The sequence below is a fragment of the Paenibacillus sp. GCM10027629 genome (genome assembly GCF_042676425.1).
Classification (GTDB): domain Bacteria; phylum Bacillota; class Bacilli; order Paenibacillales; family Paenibacillaceae; genus Paenibacillus_K; species Paenibacillus_K terrigena.
In genome coordinates, this window is the sequence record NZ_JBHTGZ010000003.1 from 1,130,706 (window position 1) to 1,149,384 (window position 18,679).

At 41.9% G+C, this 18,679-nt stretch carries 17 protein-coding genes; all 17 read left to right on the top strand.

All coding sequences use genetic code 11. The features are described 5' to 3' along the window. Nucleotides 1–822: an ABC transporter permease gene (locus ACFQZR_RS05755; protein WP_379343677.1), complete on the top strand. Its 822-nt coding sequence runs from the start codon at nt 1–3 to the stop codon at nt 820–822. Continuing rightward, the gene (locus tag ACFQZR_RS05760; RefSeq protein WP_379343679.1) at nt 815–1,528 is read left to right on the top strand and encodes an ABC transporter ATP-binding protein; all 714 of its coding nucleotides are present in this window, start codon (nt 815–817) and stop codon (nt 1,526–1,528) included. Before ACFQZR_RS05755 ends, ACFQZR_RS05760 begins: the two co-directional genes overlap by 8 nt. A gap of 41 nt (nt 1,529–1,569) precedes the next feature. Beyond that, on the top strand, nt 1,570–2,064 hold the full coding sequence (locus ACFQZR_RS05765; RefSeq protein WP_379343681.1) for a redoxin domain-containing protein: 495 nt from the start codon (nt 1,570–1,572) through the stop codon (nt 2,062–2,064). 212 nt (nt 2,065–2,276) lie between these two features. Further along, on the top strand, nt 2,277–3,434 hold the full coding sequence (locus ACFQZR_RS05770; protein ID WP_379343683.1) for a glycoside hydrolase family 88 protein: 1,158 nt from the start codon (nt 2,277–2,279) through the stop codon (nt 3,432–3,434). A gap of 115 nt (nt 3,435–3,549) precedes the next feature. Beyond that, nucleotides 3,550–5,169 carry an ABC transporter substrate-binding protein gene (locus tag ACFQZR_RS05775; protein WP_379343685.1) on the top strand — a complete coding sequence of 540 codons (1,620 nt, stop codon included), beginning with the start codon at nt 3,550–3,552 and terminating at the stop codon, nt 5,167–5,169. 115 nt (nt 5,170–5,284) lie between these two features. Then, entirely contained in the window at nt 5,285–6,229 is a 945-nt protein-coding gene (locus tag ACFQZR_RS05780; protein ID WP_379343837.1) for an ABC transporter permease, read from the top strand. A 15-nt stretch (nt 6,230–6,244) separates the two neighbouring features. Beyond that, complete coding sequence (locus tag ACFQZR_RS05785; protein ID WP_379343687.1) at nt 6,245–7,123, top strand: carbohydrate ABC transporter permease; 879 nt, start codon at nt 6,245–6,247, stop codon at nt 7,121–7,123. Between the two features lie 98 nt (nt 7,124–7,221). Beyond that, the gene (locus tag ACFQZR_RS05790) at nt 7,222–9,612 is read left to right on the top strand and encodes a helix-turn-helix domain-containing protein (protein ID WP_379343689.1); all 2,391 of its coding nucleotides are present in this window, start codon (nt 7,222–7,224) and stop codon (nt 9,610–9,612) included. 209 nt (nt 9,613–9,821) lie between these two features. After that, nucleotides 9,822–10,328 carry a hypothetical protein gene (locus tag ACFQZR_RS05795; protein ID WP_379343691.1) on the top strand — a complete coding sequence of 169 codons (507 nt, stop codon included), beginning with the start codon at nt 9,822–9,824 and terminating at the stop codon, nt 10,326–10,328. 202 nt (nt 10,329–10,530) lie between these two features. Beyond that, nucleotides 10,531–11,727: a hypothetical protein gene (locus tag ACFQZR_RS05800; RefSeq protein WP_379343693.1), complete on the top strand. Its 1,197-nt coding sequence runs from the start codon at nt 10,531–10,533 to the stop codon at nt 11,725–11,727. 101 nt (nt 11,728–11,828) lie between these two features. Continuing rightward, on the top strand, nt 11,829–12,419 hold the full coding sequence (locus ACFQZR_RS05805) for a hypothetical protein (protein WP_379343695.1): 591 nt from the start codon (nt 11,829–11,831) through the stop codon (nt 12,417–12,419). Between the two features lie 256 nt (nt 12,420–12,675). After that, the gene (locus ACFQZR_RS05810) at nt 12,676–13,077 is read left to right on the top strand and encodes a hypothetical protein (protein ID WP_379343697.1); all 402 of its coding nucleotides are present in this window, start codon (nt 12,676–12,678) and stop codon (nt 13,075–13,077) included. A gap of 147 nt (nt 13,078–13,224) precedes the next feature. Further along, nucleotides 13,225–14,046 (top strand): DUF4362 domain-containing protein, encoded by an 822-nt coding sequence (locus tag ACFQZR_RS05815; protein WP_379343699.1) that lies wholly within the window; start codon nt 13,225–13,227, stop codon nt 14,044–14,046. 528 nt (nt 14,047–14,574) lie between these two features. After that, nucleotides 14,575–15,543, top strand: coding sequence for a phosphotransferase (locus tag ACFQZR_RS05820; protein WP_379343702.1), 969 nt, complete (start codon nt 14,575–14,577; stop codon nt 15,541–15,543). Nucleotides 15,544–15,768: 225 nt separating this feature from the next. Beyond that, a complete protein-coding gene (locus ACFQZR_RS05825; RefSeq protein ID WP_379343704.1) occupies nt 15,769–16,257 on the top strand; it encodes a hypothetical protein in 489 nt (162 codons plus the stop codon). A gap of 483 nt (nt 16,258–16,740) precedes the next feature. Continuing rightward, the gene (locus ACFQZR_RS05830) at nt 16,741–17,754 is read left to right on the top strand and encodes a phosphotransferase enzyme family protein (protein ID WP_379343706.1); all 1,014 of its coding nucleotides are present in this window, start codon (nt 16,741–16,743) and stop codon (nt 17,752–17,754) included. A 505-nt stretch (nt 17,755–18,259) separates the two neighbouring features. After that, the coding region (locus tag ACFQZR_RS05835) for a pentapeptide repeat-containing protein (protein ID WP_379343708.1) at nt 18,260–18,679 on the top strand (420 nt) is incomplete at its 3' end.

Consider the following 18,679-nt stretch of genomic DNA (forward strand, 5'->3'; position numbering starts at 1 on the left):
ATGAATGATATGTTACAAGTGGCGAGAAGAGAAATAAAAACAGGCTTTCGCAATCCCTGGGCCTATTCTTTTCTGATTCTATTCTGCGTTTTTAGTCTATGCCTACTGGTCATAAATTCTCAGAGTATCGTTCAAGGATATTCTGGTGTTACGGGATCCATGTTAAGTCTCATTCTATATTTGCTTCCGCTCATGACCTTGTTTCTTGGTTCGTTCTCCTTGACGGCAGAGAAAGAGGAAGGGAGCTGGCAATTGCTATCAACCTATCCCATTGGATCATTGTCCTTCATTGTTGGCAAATATATCGGGTTGTCGATTGTTCTATTAACGATCGTTGCTTTTGGATATGGTCTCATGGGGGTTATCAGCGGTTTAGTAGGCATGAGTTTTGATTCAACGACATACGTTCTCTTCATTGCATTTTCGTGCGGATTGGTCTTATTGTTTTTAACGTTGGCCTTGTTAATCGGTTCTTTGTCCAAAAATCGTTGGCAAGCGTTAACCGTCTCCGTATCCATATGGTTTTTTGCCGTCATTGGCTGGCAGACAATCCTTATATCCGTCCTAAATTTTTTGCCATATACGTGGATAAAGCCTACGTTGGTTGCCCTAACCTTCATTAATCCAGCTGAATTGGTCCGATTGTTCGTCGTCATTAAGCTTGGCGGCGGATCGATCTTGGGACCAGAATATTATCAGTGGGTTGATTGGATTCAGCGATCAAGTGGCAGTTGGCTCTTTATTGCGGTTTGCATGCTATGGATCAGCTTCTCTATCATGGTTGTCTATTGGTTATGGGAGAGGGGGCGATCCCATGGATAATGACGTAGTGAAGGTCGTTGGGTTAACTAAAATCATCAAGAAACAGACGATCGTCAAAGATATTAACTTTCATATTCCTTCCGGGCAAGTTCTAGCGCTTTGCGGTGGCAATGGAGCGGGGAAAAGTACAGTTCTTCGAATGATCTCGGGAATTATGCAGCCAACGGCTGGCGAAATTTTCGTGAATAACTTCCAATGGAAAAAAGATAGGAAAACGTTCTCGCAACAGATTGGATATATGCCTGACGACTATCAATTCACCCAAGGGTTAACAGCGCATGAGGCGCTAAATTTCTGGGCCGCATTACGACAAGTTCCTAAGGAACGAGTGGATGAAGTGCTTGAACTCGTCGGACTTGCGGAGAAGAGAAAAAGTCTGGTCCATACCTTTTCTAAAGGCATGCGTCAGCGTATTTTATTCGCTCAAGCATTACTTAATAAACCACCGCTGCTTATTATGGACGAACCGACGAATGGATTGGATCCCTTCTGGATGAAATCATTTGTTCAGCTCTTATTGAACATCAAGCGGGACGGGCATACCGTCATCTTCTCCACGCACCAACTCGAAATAGCGGATGAGGTGGCTGATCAAATTCTATTCTTGAATAAAGGCTTAAATGTCGGGGAAGGTTCAACGGAGTATTTCCGTGATACTTTCGGTTCCATTCATGCGGCGTTTCATCATAGTCTGGGTCTTTCATGATGGGAGGTCACAAGAAGAATGGGAAGATTCGATTCGTCCCAGTGACGACAACGTTGATAAGCATCTCTGCTGTATTGGCCGTCCTTTGGATCATCGTGTTCGAACAAGCAGATGGAATACGCTCAATATCTAATGCAATAAAGGTTGGTGCTCAAGCTCCTGATTTTACCGCAACAACGACATCAGGGTTGCCTGCCAGCCTATCTGCATACCGCGGAAAAATCGTATTGATTAATTTTTGGGCTTCTTACTGCACACCATGCGTAAGAGAGATGCCGCATATTCATCAGCTTCTTCAATCACGGAATTCTGAAATAGCGTCTTTGTTCATTAATATTGGTGAAACAAAAGGTACCGTCCGAGCATTTATGGAGGAACATCAATTTGCGTTTCCAGTCATTATCGATACTACCGGCAAGATATCCAAGCAGTATGGAATAATCGGTCTACCGGCTACTTTTATCATTGACGAAAACGGAAAGATCAGCAAAATCGTTCAGGGTGAAGTGCCCGATGCAGCGTCTTTATTATCTTAATTTATCCAAACTGTGTGAATTGACCGCTGGGGGCTGCCTCTGGCGGTTTTTTTGTGGAGAAAAATAGTAGGTGAACGATTTTTAATGCCTACATACTTTTTTTCACCTAAATAAAAACAGCAGTACACCTAAAAAATTGGAAATTGTAGGCGGTACCTCTCTTGCTTACAATGAACCCAGATGCGATTAACGACCACTTGGGAGGAATGTCAATGATCGAGCAATTCGCACCAATGAATCCGCTTACAAGGGCACGCTGTAACGAAGCTATGGAATTTATTATCCGCCAAATGGATCGAAACCTGGAGACATTTGCAGATACGTTCCCCTCGGAAAGCAGTACGAATCAAGTGTACCGACAAGTGGGCAATGTGGCGTGGACGCCAGGGTTCTGGACGGGCATGCTGTGGCTGACGTATGAAGTTACAGGAGATGAGAAATATCGTCTCGCCGCTGAAAGCCAACTTTCGAGTTATCGTCAGCGGGTAGATGAACGGCGGTATACGGAGACGCATGATCTTGGATTTCTGTATACGTTATCCTGCGTATCTGCCTACAAGCTGACGGGTAATGAAGATGCGAAGCAATTAGCCATCGAGGCGGCGGATCTGCTCTACGCGAGATATTTAAAGAAAGCTGGCATTATCCAAGCTTGGGGCAACCTGAATGATCCGAAACAGCAAGGACGGATGATTATTGATTGCCTGATGAATTTACCGCTTTTATATTGGGCAAGTGAGGTCACAGGGGATCCAAAGTATGATCACGCTGCCGAATCGCATGTTCATCAGTCTGCAAAGTATTTAATCCGTGAGGATGCATCTAGTTTCCATACCTTTTATATGGATACGCAAACAGGTGAGCCGAAGTACGGGAGTACCGCGCAAGGATTTGCAGATGATTCATGTTGGGCAAGAGGCCAAGCATGGGGGATGTATGGGTTTCCGCTCTCTTATCGATATACGGGGGATGGTGAGCTTATTGGGCTTACAACGAAGCTCTCGAATTATTTTCTTGATCGACTGCCGGAGGATCTAGTATGTTATTGGGATCTTATCTTTACAAGCGGCCCAGAAGAGAGAGACAGCTCGGCAGCTGCAATCGCCGTATGCGGATTATTGGAGACAGCCAAACACCTGCCGTTGATGGACCCGAACCGACATAGATACGAGAATGCGGCCTTGTCTATTTTGGATTCACTGATCGCACATTATATGGCTCAAGAGGTACCAGAATCGAATGGAATTCTGCTTCATGCAGTATACGGCAAACCGAATGGAACGGGGATCGATGAGTGCTGCATATGGGGTGATTATTACTTCTATGAGGCATTGGTACGCGTCACAAGGGATTGGAAGCCTTACTGGTAAGGTGATACATCAGGATGAGATCGAGGGTCGAGGCTAGGAACCTACGAATTGATGCTCATCAGTAGACATGGAATTAGATACGTTATATTTTAACTAATAAAAAGGAGGCGCTTTCATGAAAGGAAAAGCAAAGAAATTTGGAGTTATCTTGTTAACATCCCTACTTGCATTATCCATCGCAGCTTGCAGTACTACGGGTGGCGATCAGACGCAAGAAGGTACAACTGCCGATGGGAAAGCGACAGAGAGCGCTAAGCTGACGAATTTATCATATTGGGTGAGCATGCACTCCGCGGCTTCTGCGCAAATGAAAACCTATGCTGAAATGGGTATGTATAAGGAATTAGAGAAAATTACCGGCGTGAAGGTTAGCTTCGAACATCCACCTACGGATGCTGCGCAGGCTAAAGAACAGTTCAATCTCATGATGGTCTCAGAGAAGCTGCCGGATGTGATTGAAACCTCGTGGATTGGATATCCGGGGGGCCCGGAGAAGGCGATTCAAGATAATAAAATTATCAAGCTGAACGATCTTATCGATCAATATGCCCCGAATCTGAAAAAGCTGTTAAACGAAAATCCGGATTGGAAGAAGCAAGTCACGACAGATGATGGCAATATGTATATGTTCCCGTTCTTCCGTGGGGGCGATAAGGTCCGTGTATTCTATGGTCCAGCGATCCGTAAAGATTGGTTGGATAAATTGGGTTTGGCGGTACCGACAACGATTGATGAATGGCATGAGGTTCTAACAGCATTCAAGGACAAAGATCCGAACGGCAATGGCAAGGCGGATGAAATCCCATTATACCTCACGTTAGATGACGTCGCTACGGATGCACCGTTCCTCGGCGCATGGGGGATCAACTATGGTTTCTATCAAGACGGGGGCCAAGTGAAGTACGGTCCGACACAGCCGGAGTACAAAGATTTCCTAACGACTATGAACAAATGGTATCAAGAAGGCCTAATCGATAAAGACTTTGCAGCACCTAACGGCAAGCTGTTCGATGCCAAAATGACCGGGAATCAGATGGGGGCCGCACCGGTGTATAATGGGGGCGGAATTGGTAAGTATGCGAATTTGATGAAAGATAAAGACCCGAAGTTTAATCTTGTTGCAACAGAGTATCCCGTGCTGAAGAAAGGCGATAAGCAGATGTGGGGACAGAAGGATTTTGCAACGAATGGAATCGGAGCCGCCATATCCACGAGCAACAAGAACCCGATCGAGACCGTGAAATGGTTGGATTACGCTTATGGCGAAAAGGGTGATCTGCTATTTAACTACGGTAAAGAAGGTGAAGCCTATAGCATGGTCAATGGCGTCCCGACCTTCTTGCCTGAAGTATTGAATCCACCGAGCGGTGTAAGTCTTCAACAGTCCTTTGCGAAGCATAATCGTTCCACCTGGAGTGCGCCATTCGTCCTGAGCGAGAATTTCCAAATGCAATATTTAGCTTTAGACAACCAAAAAGATGCCCTTGCGATCTGGTCGAAGCCGACCGGTGAGCGCAAAATGCCGCTTGTTACGCCGACCAATGATGAAAGTTCCCAATTCGCTTCGCTCATGACCGATATCAACACCTATAAAGATGAGATGTTCCTAAAGTTCATTATGGGTGCAGAACCTCTCGATAACTTCGATAAATATGTCAAAAAAATTCAAACGATGGGTATTGAAGATGCGCTGAAAATTCAACAAGCAGCACTAGAACGGTTCAACAAGCGTTAATCGTACCAATCATGGTGAGGTCAGGGAGAGGATTAGGATCTTCTCCCGGCTAACCTAAGGAGAATCTACGCGAAGGGCAGGAACACAGATGAGGCAAGTCTTGGACAAGGGACCGATGAAAAAGCGATCGGTTAAGAGGAAGAACGAGCCGTCGACTTGGCATATCATGGGCAAGGATATCCGCAGAAATTGGATGATTTATCTACTAGCGCTACCTGTGATCGCCTATTATCTCATTTTTCATTATGGGCCGATGTATGGTCTTCAGATCGCATTCAAGGATTTCTCTCCCGCACGGGGAATCTGGGGGAGCCCATGGGTTGGATTCAAGCATTTCATGAGTTTCTTCGATGGTATTTATTTCTGGAGATTAATACGGAATACACTGCTTATTAACATTTATGAGCTGTTGTTTGCATTCCCGGCTGCTATTATCCTCGCGCTCCTGCTGAATGAAATTCGTGGGATGATGTTCAAACGTTGGGTGCAGACCATCTCGTATTTACCCCATTTTATTTCGATTGTGGTTGTGGCAGGCATGATGTTCGATTTCTTAAGCCGGGACGGACTCATCAACCAATTGCTCGGATTTATCGGGATTGCGCCGATTGATTTCTTGAAAGAAGCGGGTTGGTTCCGATTCCTGTTCGTCTCCTCGGGGATATGGCAAGGGATTGGATGGGGTTCGATTATTTATTTGGCCTCGATCGCCAATATTGATCCCACGTTGTATGAAGCGGCCAAAATCGATGGTGCCAACCGGTGGAGGCAGACGTTCCATATCACCATCCCCGGGATCATGCCAACGATTGTCATTATGCTGATTCTGAATATGGGGAATATGCTCTCTGTCGGTAGCGATAAAGTATTGCTGCTCTATAATCCGTTGACCTATGAGACAGCGGACGTGATCTCGACGTATGTCTATCGCAAAGGGATTCTCGAAGCAAGTTACAGCTTTACGGCAGCAGTTGGTCTATTCAACTCCGTAATTAGCTTCATTCTTATTGTATCGGCGAACGCCATCAGCAAACGCGTGTCCGAGAATAAACTGTGGTAAGGAGGGATCCATGACATGGGTGCACAAACCGTTGGTGAGAAGGTATTCGGCGTTTTCAATACGATATTGATGCTGGGTCTATGCTTTGTTACGTTATATCCGTTCGTATATGTGTTGTTCGCCTCCTTCAGTGATGCAGCGGCCTTCCTCCAACATCGCGGGCTGCTGCTTCGTCCCGTTGGTTTTAATTTGGATGCGTATAAGGCCGTTTTTCAGAATCCAATGATTATTAGCGGATATAAGAACACATTGTTCTATGTGACCGTTGGGACAGCAATTAACTTATTGATGACAGCAGTGGGAGCCTATGTACTCTCGCGGCGCAATCTTTTCTTTCGTAACTTCTTGATGTTTGCCATTGTATTGACGATGGTATTCCATGGGGGCCTCATTCCGACATTCATGTTAATTAACAAGCTGGGCATGATGAACACCCCTTGGGCCTTATTGATTCCGAGTGCGATCTCGACCTTTAACTTAATCATAATGCGGACAGCATTCCAAGGCATTCCCGTATCTCTGGAGGAATCCGCGAAGATTGATGGCGCTGGGGAGTTGACGATCTTGTTCCGGATTATCATTCCGTTATCGATGCCTGTCATGGCGGTCATGATTCTGTGGTATGCCGTCGGACACTGGAACTCCTATTTCTCCGCGCTCGTGTATCTGAGAGATCGTACGTTGTATCCATTACAGCTGGTCCTTCGGGATATACTGATTGCGAATTCGACGGATTCGATGTCAACGGGGGCTGCTGCAGATGATAAATACGCGATTGGAGAAACGATCAAATACGCCACGATTATTATTTCAACGCTGCCGATTATCTGTCTGTATCCATTCCTGCAGAAGTATTTTGTGAAGGGCGTGTTGATTGGTGCGATTAAGGAATAAATAGGTATCCTAACCTGCCTGCCTGCATTATAATACTCGTAAACGTTTTCATTTGGGTATTAATGTAAGTCATCTTATGGAGGTAGGGGGGATCATTCGTGAAATGGTCACGAGGATTGCTTAGGTTTCGTCATTTGAAAAGTGTATGGATCACGATGGTTATCTCCAATTTAGTCATGCTGCTCATCCCTTTATCCATTGGTGTTTTTCTATATGGCAAAGTAGAAGACAGTCTCGAGCAGGGCGCGAATCGATCGAATCAAGCGATGCTGGAGCAGCTCAAATTGTCACTCGATATTGAATTGAAAGAAGTAGACAAGCTGGCGCAGCAGATTGTATTCGATCCGAAACTCGATTATTTGCTCAAGTTAAAAGAGGACCAGAGTGGTTTTGACCGCTATAAGTTTATCGAATTTATGCACGGGCCGGCTTTTCGCTCGAACCTCCGTTCCAATTTCATATTGGATTATTATGTATATTTCCGCAAGAGTGACCTGGTGCTGAAATCGGGTCTGTTAACGGATTCTCGCAAATTTTATGACATGTACTACAGCTATGAAGGTAAGACGTATGAGGCATGGCGAGACGAAGTATTACACGGATTTCATACGATGGCCTACTTACCTTCGGCTACATTGCTCCGACGTTCAGAAATGGATCCGATGAAGAGTATTGAGAATACACCACGGGATGTCATTACCTTTACCCAGTCACTCCCAGGCCGCGATCGTAAAGATATTACAGGTAGCTTTGTCATTCTCATTGATGAGAGCCGAGTGAAAGAAATGTTCGCGCAAATTGAATATGCGAGTGACAGTTCCATCTACGTCGTCGATGGTGAGGGCCGAACTATCATGTCCACGGAGCGAGATCCGCTTCCTGCTTCATTGTTTCGTCAAATCCATCACGATGAGGGTCTGTTCAATGAGAAGCTGAACGGCGATCCGAAGGTGGTCTCGTTCACTTCCTCCGAGAAGGAGGGATGGAAGTACATCCTGGTAACGCCTCGAAGCGTCTATATGCAGCAGTTGAATCTCATTCAAGAATGGACGCTGATTCTATTTCTCCTCTGTTTAGGGATTGGTGTCATTGCTGCGGTTATCATCGCTTACCGTAATTACAGTCCGCTCCGTAAAGCTGTGGAAGTTATCCCTAGGGGAATGGGATGGCAAGGGCGGCTTGCTGTGAATGAATATGAGCTCATTCAACGGACCATTGAAGATTCCCTCCAGGAAGAGCGAAATTTACGCAACCTATTAGCGAGACAGGCGCCTGTCCTTCGGTCCAACTATTTGTCTCGATTAATTCGGGGACAAATGGATGTCGATACGACAGAGAAAGGCGTGCAGTCGCTGCAATTTATGGATATTACGTTTATGAGTGAATATTTCTCGGTGATGATTATTCAACTGGATAGTATTGCAAGATTTCATATCGAACACGACGAGCAGCAGTGGGCATTGGCCCGATTCATTATATCGAATGTCGGAACGGATATGATTCAGGCTCCTCATCAGACCTTCGCGGTGGAACTGGATCGGGATCGCGTTGTATTCCTGAATAACTTCGCGGCGGATCGAGCCGAAGTGATGGACTCGGACATCCAAGAGATGGCCGAATCGCTCAAGCACATGATTGAAGACAGGTTCCATATTGATATTACGGTCTCCGTCGGTCTGACGCATGTAGGAGCGAAGAGCATCGGCGAGAGTTACGCGGAAGCGGTCGCGGCACTGGAATACCGAATTATTAAAGGTGGCGGTACCATCATTTATTTCCGGGATATTACCAACGTCCATTCCCATTACTATTACCCGATTGATATTGAGGTTCAGCTCATTAATTTCGTGCGTAGCGGAGATATGGACAATGTGCTGAAGCTCCTTGATACGATCTATGCTATGAATTTCGAATCCGGCAGCATCACGCCGGAAGTAGGGAGATGCTTGTTCTTCAATATGACGAGCACATTCCTCAAGATCATGAACGCGACAGGTACGGATCAGCGTGTTATTCTCGGCCCTGATATCGACCTGATCAAAGATATCTTCTCCTATGAGACAGCTGATAGCATGTATCGGCGCATACAACAATTGTACGAGATGCTCACGGGATCATTCGTTATCGAGCGAACGGATCATCGCGTGCAGCTGCTTCAAGATATGGAACAATTTCTGGACGAGAATTTCACCGATCCGAATTTGGGTCTTGTGATGCTCTCTGATCACTTTGGCATGACACCTCAATATATCTCTACCTTCTATAAGAAGTGCAGCGGCATGAATGTCATTGATTCGATTACCCGCAGGCGAATTCAGAAAGCCAAGGTACTCATGACCACCAAGGAAATGACCAATGCTCAACTTGCACAATTGGTGGGGTATACAAGTGACGTCGTATTTATCCGTGCATTCAAGAAAATTGAAGGCGTAACGCCGGGCAAATATCGGGAGAATTTCCTGACGTGTATCTCGGACGAAGTCGGATAATTGAAGAATCAAGTCTACAGGTAAGTTGGAAGGATAGCATGGTACGAGAGAATCTCGTCTGTGCTATCTTTTTTGTAAAAGCTTTACTAACGGGAAACGAGAGTTGAGGAGATTGCTTGAAGCGGCTCCTTTTTGATTTGTTGACAGGCAGGATAGTGCAACCAATTCCATCCAGTTATCGTCATAACATTAGCGGGAGGGGGAGTGCAATGAAAGGGATACTTTGTACGTTGCTTCTTTCGTTGTGGGTGATGACGGGATGTTCTCATAATTCTGAAAAGACCGAAATGCCGTTAGAAATGCCAACAGATTTCAATTTCATGGTCAGCTTCGGTTATGGCGATGTAACCAAGAATGTAATAGACACTTATATGGGAACAGTAACGAAAGATTTGATTATTAAAGGCTCGGAAACAGCAAACATCATATTTACCACAGATGAATTACGTGAAATATACGACAAAATGAAAGCAATAGACATAATGGGACCGAAAGAATTATCTAAAGAGGGTAGTTGTTTCAAAACGCCAAGCAACGAAGATAAGTGGAAAATAACTGTTGATGGCGAAACGAAAACTTTTTCGTGGACAGACCAAAACTGTGGAATGACGGAGGATGCGAATCAATTACTGGAATTAAGAATCTACATCCAACACATGGTTGAGGGTACGGAGGCTTATAAATCTTTGCCTGAAGCAGAAGGAGGTTATGACTAAAGTAAGGGCGAATTATAAGCTTACACGCCATGAAACCACTTTTCAATGTTAAGCTAACGAAGAGCTATACCGCATAACGAAATAGGCAGCCGAGTTTATCGGCTGTCTTTTTCCTGCTAAAGGGCAGATTACGCTAATGGAGCTTATCGAAAGGGTTATTATGGTTCTTCACGAATATAAATTGTGAGAGGGGTTGAAAGGTGTGAAGGTTGTTAGTTTGCAAGGGCTCGATCAGTATGATATTTATGAGCAGGATTATTCGTATGGGGATACTCGATTATTTGCCTTTCATAATAAAAGAGATTTTTCTAATGAAGACCATCATCAGATTGAATATGGCTTTTACAAAGGCATTCTTTTACATGATTCTTGTGTCGAAACCTATGAAACTTATTATTTCCCGGAGAAAAATGTGTTTCGTTTGAGTCAAAATGGATATAACGCTACGTTATTTTATTTAAATTACAGTGATAATTATAAAAGTAGTGATGAGCATAAAAGCGTATCGCTTCACAAATTAAATTGTCGTACAAAAGATACTACTCTTGTTTCTATACGAAACTTCAATTCACCTGATATAGCGTCAAAAGATGATTTCATGTACGATCTAACTTTTGTAGGTATTGATGAACGTTATGTGTTCCTTTATTTCTATTTAGGAGAAGAGCGTGTGAAACATTACTACGTGATTGATTCTTCGACGGGAGAGTGGATACCCTTTGCTCCAGATCCTATGTTGAAGGCTCTAGAATACTTCTCAATTCTAGGAAATGATCAGTTTCCTTATATTGTAATTAAAACGGGCCAGTATTTTTCTGAAGAAAAAAAGCGTTGGTGGGTAAATAAAAGCATTGATAATGTTGATGAGAATCTTGTAGTGATTAAGGCTGCGGAATTTGTTGAACTAGCTAGAAGAGGCTCTTTAGATCTCCGTCCCTATGTAATTCATACATGTGGGAATAATAGTGCATTTGCAGGGTATATCTTTGATTTAAATGAAATCGTTTATTATACGATTCAGTTTGATCGATCTACCACTTCGATAATAAGATATAATCCTTTAACTTTTGATAAGGAAAGTCTAAGTTTTGACGGATTACACGATTTTATTAGATGTATTAATAACAAGTATTATTCAATAATTAGTCAAGGCAGTGATCAAAAAACTACATTATATATCCTGGATACAATGGAAGAAGTCGTTACAATCTATCCACCAGAACACTTTGTATGGTTGGATGGCGAGAATGTACTTACCTTTACATTCTTACCTAATGGTAATACGAGATTGACATCGAAAAATATTGTGACAAACCACGATACTAATCTTGGTGAAGGGATTTGTTATCTGGATATAGATAGAGATGTTGTGACACTTATAGCGCGAGCAGGAAACTGAGTTTGAAGAAGATATAGGATAATGAAGAGCGATACTCTGCATTCCGCTAACGGGACTCGATAGCGGTGCTGTAAAATGGACCGGATAGGAGTGTGCCAGCCATGGACACGAGTAGACTTAAATCCTTGCGCGTGAAACAAATCATTTTCATTAATGCATGTATTTGCATCCTCATCCCATTATCCGGCGGTCTCTTACTTGTTCTAGAGCCGTCGCCTTCGGACGCTTATCTTGTAGGCGTTTTTTTGTATGGAGCCCTGTTACTTTTTGAATTTTGGGGCCTCTTTTTCCCGAAGCATCTGCTCTTCTTACACGGCCCCCGGTTTATGCGTGAAATTGCGGAATATGAACGGGAAAAGTTAGGCAAGAAGCAAGATCGAAATGGTCGGATTGTGAGACTATTTGCCTTTACGTTCTTACTTGTGAATCAATTAGTTGCTTTTACTCGCATAAGGGATGACGATCCCATGCAAATTCGGGATGTGTCTGGGTTTTGGACGATTATAACTATTCTAGTTTTGATCTTTACCTTATTGGGCAACGTGGCCATCCTGTACCGCATTAAAAAAATCGATAAAACAGAGCCGGGGCAATTCCGCTGGTTTACGCTTAAATCGTTGGCACTGGGAGTTATCTTAGGTCTGGTCTCCGTGGTCCTTTTGAGTGCTGGGTTCAGAATCGTGTTGAATTAGCGGAGAGTTATTACGCTTACGGGCAGTTTAGCGTCATGTATTGAACTGTAAAAATTAGGGATTATAAAAGGTGACCTCATTATGGAGCTGACTCATGCGATTAGTAAAATCATTCATTATTGGATTTACAGTTCCGTTGGTACTTTGTTTTTCTGCTATTGAACCTTCTGTCTTAGCAAAAGAGGATGCTGCATTAACTGTGATAAATCAATACATTAAGGCATAAAATCAAAAAAAATGGACTGCAATTCCTGATTTGTGGGTCAAAGAAGAACGTGATACTCTTAGGGGCTTTATCAATAATAGTGAGAATCAAAAAAACAAACTGGGTCTGTTCAACATAAATAAAGCTCTTCTTGCTGCATGGAAAGAACTTCCTATCGAGTATGGAAAACATTTTTTGCCCATGAGGTATATTGAGAAATTTATCAACCCACGAGTTTTTTATGTCGCAGTTGATTATACCGTTTATAGGGAAGACAAATATCACATCAATGGTGTGAATTATTTCCTCATAAGTGTCGCATTGGAGGATAATCAATGGAAGATAGTTTTAACCCCTCATATTCCAGTTAAATCAATAATTACAGATGGGTATGGATTCGGAAGAGATGACGAAAAAACTTTCGATGAAAGAAGAATAAAGTTTGTACATTAATTACGCTAACGAGGAACGATTGCGGAGGAGCTTGCCAAGCGGCGGCTCCTTCTTTATTTGTTGGAATAACGGGCAGTTTAGTGCATTTCCCAAAGATGCAACCTTCCACTTTATAACAGCGTCGGAGGAACTAAGGGGTGAGTTTTAATGAGAATGGCAAGTATTATCTTGGGAGCAGCATTACTATTTTTTATAGCAAGCTGCGAGAATGAACAAGGAAAGGCTATCCCTGAGAAATCAAGCTCTTCACACGTAACAGAGTCGCGTCTCCAGGTCGTTTCAGGAACAGGCGATCAAGTTGTAGTGAGCCGCTCGCTTGGCTTCGGAAGCATCAACGCAGCGCCTTACGGTACTTTTACAGAAAAGAAGCAGATCGAGATCTTCACACAAGCGGTTCAGTCTGCTGATAAAATGCAAGGCAGGCTCGATGTGAGCCAGCCAGATTACGACATCGTGATTATGCAAGGCAGAAAGCAGTGGGAAATTCACCTGTGGATCGATGCGCGTAATGCGCACGGCATGTATACCTACGTCTCCGATACAGGCACAGGATATAAGCTGACAACAGAATCAACCAGTGATTTATATAACCTTATCTGGGGTATAAGGTACGACTCCAAGCAAGCTGCAACCAACGGGGATTTCGTGAATGCACGTAACAAACTAAGCAATTTGGACATTTGGGAGAAGTTTGTGACGAATGTGAAAGTTGGTGTCAAAGACGAAATTCAAGTTGTCCAATATACGATCGAAGGCGGACCAATCTTCGATAATCTATCGTTTGACGGAGAGACGATAAGGCACATGTACGACAATACACATGATCAATATGGAACACCTACGAAGTGTTTGGAATTCTGTAAGTCGATCGACGAGATAAAGACGGACCGCGGAACGGAATACAAGCTTTCCTCCTGTGGAGAAAGCTTTGTCGGAGAATTGATGTTTAACCTTCTGTTGTTGAAGTAACGGGTAGTATAGCGTGATAGGCAGTTAGAATTAGCGATCCGCTTATGAATTGATTTAGTATATGGTTCACCGTAAATTAACCTACAACCTATCAGATTGGCTTGCAGATTTCATGTTTCAAATCATGAAAAATTGATTTTGAAATATTTCGAACTAAGCGCAAGGTTATGTCACATAAATAATCTTTAAATTTCTCTTTCTCGAAGAGTATAGTTTTTGACATTTTAGAAAGCGGGAGCGGGGCTTACAGGCAACGGTTATTCGGCAGTATCCAAGTTAATGGACTTACCATGTAGCCTTGTAAGTAGCATCTAGACGGTCAAGTGACGTGATTTGAAAGGGGGGGAGTTTACATATAAGATACTATTTCCATTTGCGATAGAGAGCATAGCACACCTAGCTGTCGACTAGACATAGAAAATGAAACGATAAGGAATACATATATACCAACATATGGTATATTTATTGGTAATTGAAAAGATAGAGGGATGGGATAGTATGAGTTTATTTCCTGTAGCATATTCACTCTTGTCAAAAGAAGCAATATTATCACATATTAAAGATAATTATGATATTGATGAACCAGTTAGTTTCGAGTATTTCCTTAGAGGGATGAACGATACTTATGTATTAGTAACTAAGCAAGCAAAATATATCTTCAGAGTTTATCGTGCTGATAGGAGAAATAGTTCAGAGATCGCATTTGAATTAGATTTATTGAATTATCTCAATGTGCAAGGTGTGGACGTTTCAATACCCATCAGAAAAAAAGATGGGACTTTTATTAACGAATTTTTTGTCTCTGAGGGTGTAAAGTATGGCGTTATGTTTAGTTTTGCTGAAGGAAATGAAAAGCCTATTCATGCTATAGAAGATAGTTATCTGTTTGGAAAAGCAGTAGGACAAATTCACAAAGTTGCTGACACCTTTAATAGTGAACACGTAAGAGGTAATTTGGATTTTGAGCATCTTATTGAGAATCCGCTTAATACAATTAGGTCACATATGGAACATCGTCACGAGGATTATGATTTTCTTTATGAACTTGCTATGCGACTAAAGGAAAAGTTGATAAGACATTTGGAAGAAGGGTTAGATTGGGGAGTATGTCATGGGGATTTGCATGGCAATACAAATGTAGCCTTTACGGACGACGGTAAATTGACACATTATGATTTCGATATTTGTGGATATGGATGGAGAGCCTATGATATTGCAGAGTTCAGATTAGCAAGAGAAATTCATAGTAGGCACGATAAAGATGAAGTCGACAGGCTGTGGGAAGCGTTTCTAAAAGGATATAGGGACGTAAGATATTTCAGTGAAAATGATGTTAAAGTCGTCCCTATATTCGTTGCACTTAGACAACTTTGGCTCTTTGGTTTATGTTTTAGTGAATCGGAACTTATAGGTAAAGCTGACTTTGATAATGGATTTATTGATAGTAAGATGGATTATTTCAGGAATTTAGATCTTTCATTTTCTGATAGCTTTTAATAAACAACCACTCCTAATAGGAGTGGCTGTATCTTTATATACTGATAAATATATTGTGGTCAAACTTTACTTTGTGCTTAGGTATACTACGGTGAACCGTATCATAGGTAGAAGTACGGATCATTGAGCTAACGGGCAGGATAGTGTAATCTACTTCGATAGTGTAATCTACTTCGCGAATGTTTCAAGTAAGGAGATGTTACGAAATTTTTGGATATAAATGAAATGGGGAAGCTAATGTACATTCCATTCAGGCAATTATTTATTAGAAAAATCATAAGTGCAGCAATAGCGACCTTCTTTTTCTCTATCATCTTTGCTTGGTTGGAACCTGAATTATTTGGTGACAGTAGTATGCTTTCCATCGGTGCTCGTTCACACGAGGCTTTTGGCATAATCAACGTCTATATGATGTATGCGGCACCTGCTATTTACCTTTACGGAATAGCTACTTCATTGATCAGTGAAATGATCGCATGTGCTGTTACTCAACGACAATGGCTACGGCTTACTGTCTCGGCAATTTTGCATTGTGGCTTCGGCTTAATTTTACTCCACATCAGTTTGATAGCAGCAATTCTCTTCTTCATTTCTGACACCATCATTTCTTTAAAATGGAAGAAACCAATTAAGGTGAATATAGCCCTCGCGAGTCCTCTGCTCCCCTTTTGCTTGTGGCTCCTGAGTGTTGCTTATATTAATTTGACGGGATAGGCAGTCGCCAGTGCGATTGAATTGAGAAATTCAGGTGGCTTAATTTAGCTCATTTTGATCGTATGCCAATAAGAACTGATCCTGTTGAGGTTTAAGCTAACGGGACACTATAGCATAATAAATATCTAAAACGCGGCTGCCGGCATAGATCGGCAGCCGCGTTGCGCTAACGGGCAGGTTTGCGTGGTGGCAGACTGATGCCTCCGCATGAATATTGAGCAGTAAAGAACGGTTTAAATTAAATTCAACCTTCCATTTATTAGGATTTTATTGGATGATTATTAGAGCAATAGAAGTTTGATTTGAAGGTGGAGGGAAGAATAATGGAGTTACTCATAGATAAGGTGAATCCCGACAGGAAAGAAATATTAAAAAATCTAATGGCGTTGCATTTACACGACTTCATGCGGAACCAAGATGATAGCAACATGGATAGCTATCATAAAGGTACGGTAGTTCAATAAGAAATAAAACATTATTTATTTGGAGGAGATTCATATCGAAAGTTCTATTAAAGACAAATTTACAAAAGAAATTTTTTTAGAGGCAGCAGGTCGGTTTGGCATTAACTTTGCAGATACTATAGAACTTAACGGTTTTCAAAACTTTGTGTTTTTAGGGGAACGTGAATCAATAAATGTGATATTAAGGATTGCTCATAGCTCACATAGGAGTAAGAATATAACGCTAGCTGAGATCGAGTTTATTTCTTATCTAGCCGATTCCGGAATGACTGTATCGAAAGCTTTACTTTCTAATCAAGGTGAATACGCTGAAGTTATTGAACAAGCTGATAACTGTTTTATTGCGACTGCTTTTGAATTCGCTCCTGGCAGAAGGGCTGAAATTTGCATCGAAAGTGATATCTTTTATGAACGAATTGGCAGGTTTACTGGGAAGATGCACAAGCTATCAAAACAGTTTTCTCCTATTCAAAAAAGGTATGATTGGAATGACAATCCAGCTATTACAAAATTTCAAAATTATGTACCTAATGAGATGATGCTTCAACAGAAACTTGAGTTAATAATAAGTCAAATTCAATCATTGTCAAGAGACAGAGATTCGTTTGGGCTTATTCATGGAGACATTAGTCCGGGGAATTACCTGAATCATGAAGATCACCCGAGCATCATTGACTTTGATCAATGCGAGTACAGTTGGTTTGCTTCTGAAATTGCAACATCGATATTCCATGAAACTCCAATTCCATTTATTATTACAGATGTAAATAGACGAAAGACAATAACAAAACGATTTTTTTCAAACTTTTTTCAAGGATACTCCAAAGAAAATTCATTAAGCCGTAGTTCACTAGATGCCATTCCATTATTTATTAATTTAAGACAAGCTATCGTTATTGGTCTTATATACCGTAGTTCTGATATGGGTAACTTTGATAATTGGAGTGATTGGAATAAGGAAGCATTAACTTTTTATATTAATAATATAAAAAATGATATTCCTTATATTGACTTGGATTTCACAAGTCTATGATGTAAATATAAAGAAGCTTGTAATATCAGGGAGAATGTTAACAATACAAAAGGATCTCTAGTCGGAAAGAATAAAATACATGAAGCGTTAGACTAACGGGGAACGATAGTTAAATGAATAACTAAAACGCGGCTGCCGCCATGGATCGGTAGCCGCGTTGTGCTAACGGGCAGTATAGTGTAACAATACATTAAATTTTTGATACGGATCACCGTGTCCTTAACCCGTTAGTTATGGAAGTAACATTTAGAACACGCCAGAATGGATTCTGAGCGGTTTGATGAGGTGTCGAAGGGTGAGGAGAGTTTACACCTTTTTCGTGTTTGTCGTTTTCAGATATGCGTAGGCACTTCCATCGACCGACTATGGATTGATTTTGGACGATACGTTAAACGTTTGTTCAGCGAAAGGGCGGATTTAGTCGATTGGATAATAAAGGAAAATGTGGGGGGGTATGTCGAAGTTATTAATGCATCTTAATCTATACTTCGAAGGGGATATGAGAATGAGCTTAAAGGTTGAACCGTTGGATTTGCAAAAGGCGGATATCTCAGGTTCTAAGTGGCAGGAGGTTAGAGCTGAGGAACTTGTCATTGATAATGTCAGCTTGGCAAAGACGAAAATAAATAACGTAAACATGAGTGGAATGACTTTGAATGATGTTAATCTGTCGGGATTAAGCATTAGGGATGCTAATTTTAGCAACGCTGTTATTGACCACATCCATTTATTTGGAACGGAATTTCATAATGTGGTTCTCCCTATGGAAGGGGACGGAAATTACAATCCCGATGGGCATTATAAACCAGTAAGTTTTCATAACTGTAACCTTTCCAATGGGCTATTAAGAAATTGTGATTTATCAAATGTTGAGATAACTGATTGCGACATTACTGGATTGAAAATAAACGGTATCTTGATTTCT

Excerpts from the sequence above, each read along its gene's own strand:
- ACFQZR_RS05755 (WP_379343677.1), top strand. The coding sequence starts at position 1 with ATGAATGATATGTTACAAGTGGCGAGAAGAGAAATAAAAACAGGCTTT.
- ACFQZR_RS05760 (WP_379343679.1), top strand. The coding sequence starts at position 815 with ATGGATAATGACGTAGTGAAGGTCGTTGGGTTAACTAAAATCATCAAG.
- ACFQZR_RS05770 (WP_379343683.1), top strand. The coding sequence starts at position 2,277 with ATGATCGAGCAATTCGCACCAATGAATCCGCTTACAAGGGCACGCTGT.
- ACFQZR_RS05775 (WP_379343685.1), top strand. The coding sequence starts at position 3,550 with ATGAAAGGAAAAGCAAAGAAATTTGGAGTTATCTTGTTAACATCCCTA.
- ACFQZR_RS05780 (WP_379343837.1), top strand. The coding sequence starts at position 5,285 with ATGAAAAAGCGATCGGTTAAGAGGAAGAACGAGCCGTCGACTTGGCAT.
- ACFQZR_RS05785 (WP_379343687.1), top strand. The coding sequence starts at position 6,245 with ATGGGTGCACAAACCGTTGGTGAGAAGGTATTCGGCGTTTTCAATACG.
- ACFQZR_RS05795 (WP_379343691.1), top strand. The coding sequence starts at position 9,822 with ATGAAAGGGATACTTTGTACGTTGCTTCTTTCGTTGTGGGTGATGACG.
- ACFQZR_RS05805 (WP_379343695.1), top strand. The coding sequence starts at position 11,829 with ATGGACACGAGTAGACTTAAATCCTTGCGCGTGAAACAAATCATTTTC.
- ACFQZR_RS05815 (WP_379343699.1), top strand. The coding sequence starts at position 13,225 with ATGAGAATGGCAAGTATTATCTTGGGAGCAGCATTACTATTTTTTATA.
- ACFQZR_RS05825 (WP_379343704.1), top strand. The coding sequence starts at position 15,769 with ATGGGGAAGCTAATGTACATTCCATTCAGGCAATTATTTATTAGAAAA.